Here is a 12,653-nt window from a genome sequence, read left to right on the forward strand (position 1 = left end):
ACGAGGAACGGCGCAGGCCATCCCGAACACCACCTGGCGTCTGCGGACACGCCCGCTGACCCGGTATCCGTCGACTCGCGGGCCAGCGGGCGCGTTGGGCGATTGCCGTGGTCGTTCGGAGGGAACCCATGCGCCTGTTCATCAGCCGCGAGGAACACCTGCGCCGCCAGGCGGCGGTGCGCCACGAGTTGCGCCGCCGTCAGCTCGAGGCCCTGGTCCTGTTCGGCCCCGCCCAGATCTTCTACCTGACCGGGTTCGCCTTCATCGCCACGGAGCGCCCGATCGCCCTGGTGATCGCGCCGGACGTCGCGGCGCTGTTCGTACCGCGGCTCGAGGAGGAGCACGCTGCCGGTCATGCCGTCGTCGATCGCGTGGCGGCCTACCCCGAGTACCCGGGTGACCGCCACCCGCTGGTGCGGTTGGGTGCGCTCCTCGACGAGCTGGGCCTGGGGCGTGCGCGGTTGGGTGCGGACGGCGACGGGTATCCGGGGGTGATGGGCTACCGTGGCCCGCGGCTGTCGGAGATGCTGCCGCAGGCGACGGTGACGCCGGCCCGCGACCTGGTCGAAGACCTGATGATGGTCAAGTCGGCCGAAGAGCTCGCTCTGATCCGAGAGAGCGTCCGGTGGGGCCACCTGGCCCACCGCCTGTTGCAGGACTACACGCGCCCGGGTGCGCTGGAGAGCGAGGTCGGACTGCGGGCATCCGCTGAAGCCACCGCGGCCATGGTGCGGGCGCTGGGGCCCGGGTACCGGCCGCTGTCCTGGATCGTCCCCGGTGCCCACGCGGGGTTCCGGGGCCAGGTGGGCGCGCAGTCCGCCATCCCCCACGCCATGACCACGCACGCGCCGATCCGCGCCGGCGACGTGGTCGTCACCGGGGCGGCCGCCGTGGTCGGCGGCTACACCAGCGAGCTCGAACGCACGATGATCGTGGGGGAGCCCACCCCGGAGCAGACGCGGTTCTTCCGGCTCATGCTGGCGGCGCAGGAGGTGGCGTTCGAGGCGCTGCGGCCGGGCCAGCCATGCGCGGCGGTCGACCGCGCCGTGCGTGCGTTCTTCGACCGACACCACCTGGCGCCGTACTGGCGGCACCACGTGGGACACGCCCTGGGGATTGGGATCCACGAGGCGCCGTTCCTGGACATCGGCGACGAGACCGTCGTGCGACCGGGCATGGTGTTCAGCGTCGAGCCGGGGCTGTACGTGCCCGGGGTCGCCGGCTTCCGCCACTCGGACACCGTGGTGGTGACCGACGACGGGATCGAGCTGCTCACGTACTACCCGCGGGACCTCGCGTCGCTGGTGGTGCCCGTCTAGCGGCGCGGGGGCGATCGCCGGGGCGCCGCCGGTGCGGAGCGGCACGGATTGCGGATGTAGTCGGCTGAAGGGGGACGATGCGCACGCGCTGGTGGTCAGGTGTCGTCGCCGTCGTGCTGGCCGCAGGGCTGGCGGCTGCCGCAGGGGCGGAGGGGACCACGCTCACCCTGCGGATCGGGTCGAAGAACTTCACCGAGCAGTTCATCCTCGCCGAGATGTACGCGCAGGCCCTCGAGGCGCGCGGCTATCGGGTCGAGCGGTTCCTCAACCTGGGCGGCACGCTCATCGCCCACCAGGCGGTCGCCAGCGGCAGGATCGACATGTACCCGGAGTACACCGGCACCGCCCTGGCGGCCATCGTCAAGGGCCCGATCCTCAACGACCCCGAGGTGGTCTATCGTCAGGTCAAGGAGTACTACGAGCGCGAGCTGGGGTTGACGCTGCTGCGCTACTCGCAGATGAACAACGGCTACGTGCTCGTGGTGTTGCCCGAGACGGCCCGGCGCTACCGGTTGAAGACCATGTCGGACCTGGCCCGGGTCGCGCGCCAGCTGGTGCTCGGGGCCGGGCCGGAGTGGGCGGACCGCGAGGACGGCGTGCCGGGGCTGCGGCGGCACTACGGCATGGAGTTCAAGGAGTTCCGGCCCATGCTGACGGTGCTCACGTACCGGGCGCTGCAGGAGCGCCAGGTGGACGTGATCAACGGGTTCACCACCGACGGGCAGATCGCCGCGCTGGGGCTGGTGCGCCTGGTCGACGACCGCCGGTTCTGGCCGCCGTATCGTGTCGCGCCGGTGATCCGCAAGGAGATCGCCGTCCGCTATCCGGGCGTGGTCGCCGTCCTCAATGCCGTGACGGTGCTGCTGACCGACGAGCGCCAGGCCGCGCTGAACTGGCGCGTGGACGGTCGGAGGGAGGAACCGCGGGACGTGGCCCGCGACTTCCTGCGACAGCACGGCCTCGTCCGGTAGGCCGCGGCCGTCAACGTCGTGGCCAGCGCCACGCTGGCGACCTTCGTCGGGGGCGGTGGGCTGGGCGACTTCATCCAGGCCGGGCTGGCGATGAACGACGTGCCGCAGATCCTGACAGGTGCCGTGCCCGTGGCGGTCGGGGCGGTGCTGGTCGATGCCTGGTTCGGTGGGCTCGAGCGATGGCTGACCTCGCCCGGGCTCCGCGGCGCGGACGGGCCATGATCGCCTTCGAGCACGTCGAGAAGCGCTACCCCGGGCAGGCGCAGCCCGCGGTGCGGGACGTGAGCTTCACCGTCCCGGAAGGCCGCACGTGCGTGCTGGTCGGGCCCTCGGGGTGCGGCAAGACCACGCTGCTCAAGATGGTGAATCGCCTGATCGAGCCGACGGCAGGAGTCGTGCGCGTGGCGGGGCGCAACGTGGCCGAGGTCGACCCGGTGCGGTTGCGCCGGCAGGTCGGGTACGTGATCCAGCAGGTCGGTCTGTTTCCCCACATGACCATCGCGGAGAACGTCGCCACGGTCCCCCGCCTGCTCGGCTGGCCGCCCGCGCGCATCGCCCGGCGGGTGGACGAACTGCTGGCCCTGGTGGGGCTGGATCCGGCGGTCTACCGCGACCGCTACCCGCGCCAGCTCTCGGGCGGGCAGGCCCAGCGGGTGGGCGTGGCGCGGGCGCTGGCGGCCGACCCGCCCATCATGCTCCTGGACGAACCGTTCGGGGCCCTGGACCCGATCACGCGCGAGCACCTGCAGGCCGAGTTCCTGAAGATCCAGCAGCGGCTGCGCAAGACGGTCCTGTTCGTCACGCACGACCTGGCCGAAGCGTTCCGCATGGGCGACCAGATCTGCATTCTGAACGAGGGTCAGGTGCTCCAGGTCGGGACGCCCGACGAGGTGCTGGCCCGACCCGCGGGGGCGTTCGTGGCGGCGTTTCTGGGCACGACGCGGGGCCTGCGGCGGCTGGACCTGCTGCGGGTGGACGCCGTCATGCAGCCGGCGGAAGCCGTACCCGCAGGCGCGCCGGGGCCTCAGGCTGTGCCCGCGCCGCCGGCCCGGGAGCCGGGGGGGCGCACCCCGCCGTCGGGAGCGCCGGTCGCCCAGGAGCCCTCGCCCCGCGCCACCGTCGCGCGCGCCGCGCCGCTGTCCGAGGCGCTGTCGCTCATGCTGGCGCAGGACGTGGCGGCGCTGGTGGTGACCGACGACGGTGGTGCACCGGTGGGCACCGTGACCCTGGAGGACATTCGGCGCGTCATGCGCACCGGATGAGTACCGGAGGTGCCGCGCATTCCCCCGCTGAACGCACGTCCTCCGGGCCACGCCACGCCGCAGCGAAAACCCGCGTCTCCCGTCCCTCGCGGCGCACGATGAGGGCTGAGCGGCTTCCTGACCGCGGTGCGCCTCCAGGAAGACGCCGCCGGTACCGCGAACGTTCCCCGGGAATGTCGCGGCAGTGTGGCGAACGGTCCCATCCATGCGTCCCACGCCGGAGCGTCTGAAGACCTACCTGGACGAGATCCGGGCCTTCGTGCACGGGCCGCTGGAGGCCATCGCCGGGGAGCTCGAGCACGGCCGCACGTCGCCGGCCGCCCTGTGGGCGCTGCTGGCCGAGCGCTCGCTGCTCCGGCTGACCCTGCCGCCGGCCTACGGTGGGTGGGGCCTCGCGCTGTGCGAGTACGTCCCGATCCTGGAGACGGTCGCGCAGTCGCACGGGTCCGTGCGGATGATCGTGCACGTGCACAACGGCCTGTGGCGCCTGCTGGACCGCTACGGCACCGCCGACCAGAAGGCGCGCTACCTGCACGACTGGGCCACGGCCGGACGGAAGCTCGCCTTTGCCCTCACGGAGCCCGACGCCGGCACCGGCCCGGACATCAAGACCGAGGCGCGCCGAACCGCCGAGGGCTGGGTGCTGCAGGGGCGCAAGTGGCTCATCACCTTTGCCGACGTCGCCGACGCCTTCATCGTGGTGGCCTACACCGACCGCAGCCGCGGGGCCGATGGTATCTCGGCGTTCATCGTCCCGCGCGAGGCGCCGGGGCTGCGCATCACGCTGCAGCCTGATGGCATGGGCCTGGCGGGCACCGGGCACGGCCTGCTGGAGTTCGAGCAGTGCCGGCTTTCTCCCGACGCGCTGCTGGGCGACGAGGGCGACGGCCTGCGCATGGTGCTGCGGGATTTTCTGGACATCAGCCGAATCTCTATCGCCACGAGCTGCGTGGGGCTGGCGCAACGGGCGCTGGACCTGGCCGTGGCGCACGCGCGGCGCCGGGTGACGTTCGGGAAGCCTCTGGCCAGCCGTCAGGCGATCCAGTTCGCCCTGGCCGAGGCGGCCGTCGACGTGCAGGCGGCCCGGCTGCTGGTCTACGACGCGGCGCGGCGCGTCGACGCCGGCGCGCCCTGCACGACCGAGGCCGCCATGGCCAAGCTGTTCGGGCTCGAGATGGTGGGCCGGGTGACGGATGTGGCGTTGCGGGTCTGTGGGGGCATCGGGTACCTGCGGGGGCATCCCGTGGAGCGCATCTACCGGGACGCGCGGGCGCTGTGGTTCGAAGAGGGGACCGCGGAGATCCAGAAGCTCGTCATCGCCCGGGCGCTCCTCGATCCGCACGGGGCCTGAAGGCATGCTGGCCGCGCGGATCTACGAGGACACCAACGGCCGCCGGCTGGTGGTCGAGACGATCCCCGACCCGCAGCCGCGCGACGGCGAGGTTCTGGTGCGCGTGCGCGCCGCTGGGCTCTGCGGCACCGACCTGGAGATCCTCGACGGGCTGCGACTGCCCCCCGACGTCGTCTGGCCGGTGGTCCCCGGGCACGAGGTGGCGGGCGAGGTCGTCGAGGTCGGTGCCAACGCCGAGCCCTGGCGCCCGGGACACCGGGTCGTCGTCAACCCCTACGTGGGGTGCGGACGCTGCTGGTCGTGTCTGGACGGGCGACAGTCGGCCTGCCAAGCCCCGCAGCTGGTGGGCCTCACCCGCCAGGGCGGCTTCGCCGAGCTCATCGCGGTCCCCGCCAGCAGCCTGTTCCACCTGCCGACGCACCTGCCGTTCGCCGTGGGGGCGATCCTGCCCGATGCGGTGGGCACGGCCTACCACGCGGTGATGACGCGGGGCGCGCTCCAGCCCGGACAGCGTGTGATGATCTACGGGGCAGGCGGCGTGGGGACCCACGGGGTGATGCTGGCCAAGCTCTTCGGCGCCGACCCCGTGATCGCCGTGGTGCGGCGCGCGGCGGTGGCCGAGCGGTTGACGCGCCTGGGCGCCCAGGTCGTGGTCGTGGGGGGCGAGACCAACCCCGTGCGGGAGATCCGCCGCATGACCGACGGCCGCGGCGTGGACCTGAGCGTGGACTTCGTCGCCCGGCCCGAGTCCGTCCGGATCTGCATCGGCGCCACGCGCATCGGCGGGCGGATCGTGCTGGTCGGCGTCTCCGACGACCCGCTGGTGTTGCCGGGGTCGTCGTACCTGGTGCGCCGCGAGGTGGAGATCCGGTCCGCGTTCGGCGCCACGCCCCACGAGATGGCGATCGTCATCGGGCTGGCCGCGTCGGGGCGGCTGGACCTGACGCGCAGCGTGTCCCGACGGTGGCCGCTGGCGCAGATCGAGGAAGCGTTTCGCACCCTGCGCCACCGGCCCCCGGACGTAGTCCGGATCGTCGTCACGGACGAGCCATCCTGACGGCGGCAGGGAGGACACGGGCGCGGCGGGCTGCCGGGCGCGGCGGCCACGTGCAGGATGCCGCGTAGCATGCACGGTGAGGGACGAGATGGGACAGTTGACGGGCAAGGTGGCCCTCGTGACCGGCGCGACCAGGGGCATCGGCCGGGCAACGGCCCTGCTCCTCGCCGAGCGGGGGGCCGATGTGGTCGTCCACTACCACGCTTCCGATGCGGTGGCGGCCGAGCTCGTGCAGACCATCACCGCGCGGGGCCGGCGGGCCATCGCGCTGCGCGCCGACCTGGAGCGGCCGGACGAGATCCGGCAGCTGTTCGCCGACCTGCACCGGCAGATGGGCGGCCTGGACATCTTCGTCGCCAACGCCGCCGCCACGGCGTTTCGGCCCGTTGTCGCCCTCAAACCCCATCACCTGGCGCGCACGTACCAGCTCAACGTGTTCGCGTTCGTGCAGGCGGCGCAGGAAGCGATCCGCCTGATGGCGGGGCGCCGCGGCAAGATCGTGACGGTCTCGAGCTTCCCCACCTGGCGCTACCTCCCCGACTACGGGCTGCTGGCGTCCGCCAAGGCCGCGCTGGAGGCCCTCACCCGCTACCTGGCCGTGGAAGCCGCTCCCCTGGGGATCACCGTGAACGGCGTGAGCCCGGGCGCGGTGGACACCGACTCCTTCCAGGCCTACGCCAGGGCCGACCCGCAGGGCCTGGTGGCAGCCATGGTGGCCGCGACCCCCAAAGGGCGTCTGGGGACGCCGGAGGACATCGCCCGGGTGATCGCGTTCCTCTGCTCGGACGACGCCGAGTGGATCGTAGGGCAGACGATCACGGTCGACGGCGGGCTGACGCTCCCGACCCCCGGGTATCGGTCGCCGGGCGCGCGCTGACGGGCCGGCGGGCGGCGGTCCGGGGCCGTTGATCCCTTCGGGCGGCCGCTGGGCCGACGTGGTGTTGGAGGAGCGCGGCCCCGGGCCCGCGTAGAGTCCCGGGCAGGGGGCATCCCGGTGAAGTCCACGGTGGCGGCCACGCGGCCGCTCGCGAGGGTGGTGGCCCACGGCCGGCGGTGGGTGGGGCGGGAGGCGGTCGTGGGTCCGGCGCTCGTCCTACCGGCGTTCCTCTACGTGGGACTGCTCGTGGGCTTCCCCTTCCTCTACGCCATCTACCTCAGCCTGACCGACGCCACCACGGGCAACCCCTACGGCGCGTTCGTCGGCCTGCAGAACTACGTCGAGATCGTGCAGGACCGCGTCTTCCGGCAGGCGCTGCGGAACACCTTCGTCTTCACGATCACCGCGCAGGTGGCGGTCATCGTGCTGGCCAACGTCCTGGCCCGGGCCCTCCACGCGACGCAGCGGGGCCGCGGCGTCGTCCTCTTCCTCGTCCTCCTGCCCTGGGTGGCGCCGGTGTCCCTGGCGACGATCGGCTGGTTGTGGATCCTGCATGCCCGGTTCAGCATCGTCGACTGGATGTTGCGGCAGGTAGGGCTGCTGCCGCCCCACGCCAACATGTTCTGGCTCGGCCGGCCCGACCTGGCCATGGCGTCGGTGATCGTGGTGCACGTCTGGCGGATGCTGCCCTTCGCCACGGTGGTGTTGCTGGCCGGGCTGAGCTCGTTGCCCCGTGACCTGCTGGACCAGGCCCTGGTGGACGGCGCGGGGTTCTGGCGGCGCCTGGCCCACGTGCAGCTGCCGCTGCTGTTGCCCATCCTGGTGGTGGCGGTGCTGTTCGGCACGATCTTCACCTTCACCGACATGGCCGTGGTGTACGTCCTCACCCGGGGCGGGCCCTTTGAGAGCACGCAGGTGCTCTCCAGCCTGGCCTTCTTCAAGGGGATCGTTGGCGGCAACCTCAGCGTGGGCGCCAGCATCTCCCTGTTTCTCTTCCCGGTGCTCTTCGTCACGGCGGTGCTGATGCTGCGCCTGGCCCGCCGGGCGGAAGTGGCGTGATGCGGACGCAGACCGCCGCGCCGGACGTGCGCGCACGGTGGGGCGACGGGCATGGGCGCCCGGTGCACACCGGGCGGCGGTGGCGTCCCCTCGTGCGGGCGGCGGGGCGGTGGAGCGTGCTCGGCGCCTTCGCCGTCTTCACGGCGCTGCCGTTCGCCTGGATGCTCATCACGGCGTTCAAGCGCAACTCGGACCTCTACAACCCCGCGCACAACCCCTTCTGGTTCAACGAGCCGCCGACCCTCGAGCACCTCCGGTACGTCTTCCACAACACCATGTACGCCCACTGGATCGCCAACACGGCCATGGTGGGCGTCGCTGTCGTCATCCTCACGCTCCTGCTGGCCCTGCCGGCGGGGTACAGCCTCTCCCGGTTCCTGGGAGCGTGGGGGGGGCGGCTGGGCATCAGCATCTTCCTCGTCTACCTGGTGCCGCCGACCCTGCTCTTCATCCCGCTGGCTCGCGTCGTCAGCGAGCTGGGGCTCCAGAACACGGTGTGGGCCCTGATCGTGGTCTACCCGACGATCACCGTGCCCTTCGCCACCTGGCTCCTCATGGGGTTCTTCAAGTCCATCCCGCGGGAGCTGGAAGAGCAGGCCCTGGTGGACGGGTACAGCCGGCTGGGGGCCTTCCTGCGGGTGACCCTGCCGCTGGCCGTCCCCGGGATCGTGGCGGTGATGATCTTCAGCTTCACGATCTCGGCCCAGGAGTTCGTCTACGCCCTGACCTTCGTCACCAGCACGGCCCGCAAGACCGTCAGCGTGGGCGTGCCGGCGGACATGGTGCGGGGCGACATCTTCGACTGGGGGCCACTGATGGCGTCCGCGTTCCTGGCGAGCGTCCCGGTGGCCGTCCTCTACTACTTCGTCCTCGACAAGTTCGTGTCGGGGTTCACCACGGCGGGCGCGATTCGGTAAGACGGGCACGATCAGCGCGCAGGGGGAGGAGAGGACGATGGGAGACGAACGCGAGGACCGTCTTTGGGTGCAGGGTACCGACGGGCGGTGGCGGCTGCTCACCCGCCGGGAGGTGCTGAAGCGGGCCGCCGCCGGGGCGGCGGTGGCCAGCCTCGGGCCGTTCGTGCTCACGGAGCGGGCGGCGGCGCAGCCGGTGACGCTGCGCATCCTGCAGTGGCGCCACTTCGTGCCGCCCTACGACGAGTGGTTCGACCGCGTTTTCGCGCCCCGCTGGGGCGAGAAGAACAACGTGCGGGTGGTCGTGGAGCACATCGGGCTGGCGGAGATCCCTGCGGTGGCCGCGGGCGAGGCGTCGCGGGTCGCCGCCGGCACCGACCCGGGCCACGACCTCATCCAGCACCTCACCCCGCCGGCGGCCCTGGAGAACCAGGTCGATACGGCGGTCCACCAGGAGGTCATCGAGGAGCTCAAGCGGCGCGCGGGCACCTACATCGAGCTCGCCGAGAAGAGCACCTTCAACCCCGTGACCCGCAGGTACTTTGGGGTGTCCGACAACTTCGTACCCGATCCGATTCACTACCGCGGGGACCTGTGGCGCCAGGTGGCCGCGCGCCTGACGGGCGACCAGCGGGTGCCCCTGCGCGGTCCCATCACCTGGGAGGATATCCGCAAGGCCGGCCGGGAGCTGAAGCGGATGGGCAACCCGGTGGGGCTGGGGCTGTCGCAGGAGATCGACACCGGCATGTGGCTGCGGGCGCTCATGTACTCCTGGGGGACCTCGGAGCAGGACGAAGAGGGCAACGTGGTGCTGGACACGCCGCCCTACCGCCAGCGGACGCTGGACGCCCTGCGCTTCGTGAAGGCGCTGTACGACGAGACGATGTTCCCCGGGGTCTTTGCCTGGACCGCGGCCTCCAACAACGAGGAGTTCCTGGCCGGACGCATCTCCGTCGCGGCCAACGCCATCTCCATCACGCGCACGGCGCAGAGCCTGGCCGCAGCCGCCATTGCCCGCGGCGAGCACCCCAACCAGTCGCCGGCCGTGCAGTTCGCCCGCAACACCTGGATCACGGAGCGGGCACCCCAGGGGCCGGCCGGGGCCCGCGGCCTGGAACACGTCATGGGCGTCTACACCCTGTGGCGCAACCGCCCGCGGCCGGTGCGCGATGCGGCCCGGAAGTTCCTCATCGACCTGGTGCTGAGCTACGACCCGGACGTGGCGGCACGGGAAGGGTGGCCGCCCGGGAAGTTCCACGCGAGCCAGGCCTACGACTACCCGACGTTCGTCAATGCCATCTCCAAGCAGAAGCGGCTGGCCTACCTGCGCGACGACCCGGTGAGCAAGGCTGCCGGCGACCGCAGGGACAAACTGGTCACCATCGAGACCGCCTACGAGTGGGCGTACAACGTGGGGTGGCCCGGGCCGTCCAGTGCCGCGATCGACGAGGTGTTCAACACCTGGATCATCAACACGATGTTCGCCCGGGTGGCCCAGGGGCTGGACACGCCCGAGCAGGCACTGACGGCGGCCGCAGCGCAGATCCGCCGGGTGTTCGCCAAGTGGCGCACGCAGGGGTTGGTGGGCGGGAAGCTCTGAGGAGGGCTGTCGGCCGCTGTGACGATACGACGGGGCGGCCGGCCACACGGGCCGGCCGCCCCGTCAGCGGGCTCCGTGCGATCCCTGGTCAGCGCCCCCAGGTCAGCGCGCAGGCCGCCCAGGTGAACCCGCCGCCGAAGGCCACCGCGACCAGGCGGTCGCCGTCGCGCAGGCGACCGTCCTGGCGCGCTTCCCACAGCGAGATCGGCACCGACGCCGCCGACGTGTTGCCGTAGCGGTCGATGGTGCAGATGAACCGCTCGATGGGCAGGTGCATCGCCCGGGCCACGGCCTCCAGGATCCGCTGGTTGGCCTGGTGGGGCACGATCCACGTGATCTCGTCCAGCGTCAGCCCGCCCCTGCGGGTGACCTCCTCGATGACCTCGGGCACCACGCGGACGGCGAGCTTGAACAGCGTCCGGCCGTCCATCCGGGGATAGTGCAGCCGCTGCGCGAGCACCTCCTGGGTGATCGGCATCCGGCTGCCCCCGGCGGGCAGTTTCAGCATGTCGCCGGCGCCCCCGTCGGCGTGGGCCACCGACGCCAGCACCCCCGCGCCGCTGGTGGACGGTCCCATCACCACGGCCCCGGCGCCGTCCCCGACCAGGACGCACAGCGTCCGGTCCGTCCAGTCCACCAGCTTGGAGAGCACCTCGGCCCCCACCACCAGCGCGTACCGGATCAGGCCCGCTTCGATCATCTGCGCGGCCGTGATCATGGCGCACAGGAAGCTCGAACAGGCCGCCAGCACGTCGCAGGCGCCGGCGCGCCTGGCCCCGAGCCGCTCCTGGATCAGGCACGCCGTGGCCGGAAACAGCATGTCCGGCGTCGTGGTCGCGCAGAGGATGAGGTCGAGGTCGGCCGGGGACAGGTTGGCGTCGCGCAGCGCGTCCAGGCAGGCGGGCACCGCCAGGTCGGAGGCCGCCTGGTCGGGCGCGGCGATGTGCCGCGTCCGGATGCCGGTGCGCTCCACGATCCACTCGTCCGAGGTGTCGACCCGCGTGGCCAGCTCGTGGTTGTCCAGGAGGCGCGGCGGGACGTAGATGCCCAGCCCGAGCACCGCCGCACGGGTGGTCGCCAGCTGGGGCGCGACCTTTGCGGGCGCCGTATACGTCTGCTGCATAATTACAAAAAGTTCGACGACTACCACAGAGGTCCTCTTCCGGCGCGTTGGGCCAGACCGATGGCTTGCCTGCCGGGACGCGGGGGCAGCTCCACGTGCGATGCGCGTGTCAAAGATCGGGGTGCTGCCCACGTGCCTGCAGGCGGTAGCTCCACGCGCGCCCGTGGCGTGCCGGCACGTCCGCGCGACACGCGGCCGCCCCGCAGGCTAGCGCGACAGGTGGATGTCCTTCTGCCGCGGGTCCAGCGCGTCTCGCAGCCCGTCGCCCACCAGGTTGAACGCCAGCACGGTCAGCGAGATCATCACGCCCGGCGCGATGGCGATCTGCGGGTAGGTGAGGATGAACGCGCGGCCGTCGGCCAGCATGCCGCCCCACGACGGCGTGGGCGGCTGCGCCCCCAGGCCGAGGAACGACAGCGCCGACTCCAGCAGGATGATGCCGCCGATGCCGAGGCTGGCGATCACGATCACCGGGCTCAGGACGTTGGGCACGATGTGCCGGAGGATGATCCGGCCCGCGCCGGCGCCGGCGGCCTGCGCCGCCAGCACGAACTCGCGCTCGCGCAGGCTGAGCACCTCGGCGCGCACCACCCGGGCGTACTGGGCCCAGGTGGTCAGGCCGATGATGACCACCACCGTCACCAAACTCGGGCCCAGCACCGCGGCCAGGGTGATCAGCAGCACCAGCAGCGGGTAGGCCATGAGGGTGTCCACCAGGCGCGAGAGCACGGCATCCACGGCCCCGCCCAGGTAGCCCGCCGTGGCGCCGACGGCCACGCCGATCACGACGGCGATGCCGGTGGCCAGCAGGCCCACGACCAGCGCCACCCGCGTGCCGTGGATGATCCGGCTCAGCACGTCCCGGCCGATGTGGTCGAAGCCCAGGGGGTGGCTCCACGAGGGCGGTGCGCCCCGCATCCCCCGGAAGACCTCCTGGTAGGGGTAGGGCGCGAACACGTCCGGGGCCGCGGCCAGGACCAGCAGGAGCAGGATGAACACCAGGCCGGCCACGCCCGGCCGGTAGCGCACGAACCGCCGCCAGCCGCGGCTCCACTCCGAACGGCGCGCGGCCTCCAGCCGGACGGGGGCGAGGGGGGCGACGGTCAGGTCCTCGCGCATG

Annotated in this window: 12 protein-coding genes; 10 read left to right on the plus strand and 2 right to left on the minus strand. The window is 72.1% G+C overall.

What is annotated here, in order from left to right; translation table 11 throughout:
• The first annotated feature begins 128 nt into the window (after positions 1-128).
• The 10 genes from QN157_05025 (at position 129) to QN157_05070 (ending at position 10,410) form a co-directional block, all read left to right on the plus strand.
• A complete protein-coding gene (locus QN157_05025; GenBank protein ID MDR7554951.1) occupies positions 129-1,319 on the plus strand; it encodes a Xaa-Pro peptidase family protein in 1,191 nt (396 codons plus the stop codon).
• A gap of 77 nt (positions 1,320-1,396) precedes the next feature.
• On the plus strand, positions 1,397-2,290 hold the full coding sequence (locus tag QN157_05030; GenBank protein ID MDR7554952.1) for a glycine betaine ABC transporter substrate-binding protein: 894 nt from the start codon (positions 1,397-1,399) through the stop codon (positions 2,288-2,290).
• 18 nt (positions 2,291-2,308) lie between these two features.
• Complete coding sequence (locus QN157_05035) at positions 2,309-2,512, plus strand: hypothetical protein (protein MDR7554953.1); 204 nt, start codon at positions 2,309-2,311, stop codon at positions 2,510-2,512.
• On the plus strand, positions 2,509-3,552 hold the full coding sequence (locus tag QN157_05040) for an ATP-binding cassette domain-containing protein (protein MDR7554954.1): 1,044 nt from the start codon (positions 2,509-2,511) through the stop codon (positions 3,550-3,552). The genes QN157_05035 and QN157_05040 overlap by 4 nt, the downstream gene beginning before the upstream one ends.
• Before the next feature lie 205 nt (positions 3,553-3,757).
• The gene (locus QN157_05045; GenBank protein MDR7554955.1) at positions 3,758-4,903 is read left to right on the plus strand and encodes an acyl-CoA dehydrogenase family protein; all 1,146 of its coding nucleotides are present in this window, start codon (positions 3,758-3,760) and stop codon (positions 4,901-4,903) included.
• A 4-nt stretch (positions 4,904-4,907) separates the two neighbouring features.
• Positions 4,908-5,960, plus strand: a complete 1,053-nt coding sequence (locus QN157_05050; protein ID MDR7554956.1) for a zinc-binding dehydrogenase — start codon at positions 4,908-4,910, stop codon at positions 5,958-5,960.
• Positions 5,961-6,048: 88 nt separating this feature from the next.
• Positions 6,049-6,837 carry an SDR family oxidoreductase gene (locus tag QN157_05055; GenBank protein ID MDR7554957.1) on the plus strand — a complete coding sequence of 263 codons (789 nt, stop codon included), beginning with the start codon at positions 6,049-6,051 and terminating at the stop codon, positions 6,835-6,837.
• A gap of 117 nt (positions 6,838-6,954) precedes the next feature.
• On the plus strand, positions 6,955-7,896 hold the full coding sequence (locus QN157_05060) for a sugar ABC transporter permease (GenBank protein MDR7554958.1): 942 nt from the start codon (positions 6,955-6,957) through the stop codon (positions 7,894-7,896).
• Positions 7,896-8,813, plus strand: a complete 918-nt coding sequence (locus QN157_05065) for a carbohydrate ABC transporter permease (GenBank protein ID MDR7554959.1) — start codon at positions 7,896-7,898, stop codon at positions 8,811-8,813. The genes QN157_05060 and QN157_05065 overlap by 1 nt, the downstream gene beginning before the upstream one ends.
• 37 nt (positions 8,814-8,850) lie before the next feature.
• A complete protein-coding gene (locus QN157_05070; protein MDR7554960.1) occupies positions 8,851-10,410 on the plus strand; it encodes an ABC transporter substrate-binding protein in 1,560 nt (519 codons plus the stop codon).
• An 88-nt stretch (positions 10,411-10,498) separates the two neighbouring features.
• On the opposite strand, the gene QN157_05075 is transcribed toward QN157_05070, so the two are convergent.
• The gene (locus QN157_05075) at positions 10,499-11,560 is read right to left on the minus strand and encodes a beta-ketoacyl-ACP synthase III (GenBank protein MDR7554961.1); all 1,062 of its coding nucleotides are present in this window, start codon (positions 11,558-11,560) and stop codon (positions 10,499-10,501) included.
• Between the two features lie 180 nt (positions 11,561-11,740).
• Positions 11,741-12,652 carry an ABC transporter permease gene (locus QN157_05080; GenBank protein ID MDR7554962.1) on the minus strand — a complete coding sequence of 304 codons (912 nt, stop codon included), beginning with the start codon at positions 12,650-12,652 and terminating at the stop codon, positions 11,741-11,743.
• Position 12,653: the final 1 nt, after the last annotated feature.

The organism is Armatimonadota bacterium, from assembly GCA_031459855.1.
In the GTDB taxonomy this organism is placed as follows: Bacteria; Sysuimicrobiota; Sysuimicrobiia; order Sysuimicrobiales; family Humicultoraceae; genus Fervidifonticultor; species Fervidifonticultor primus.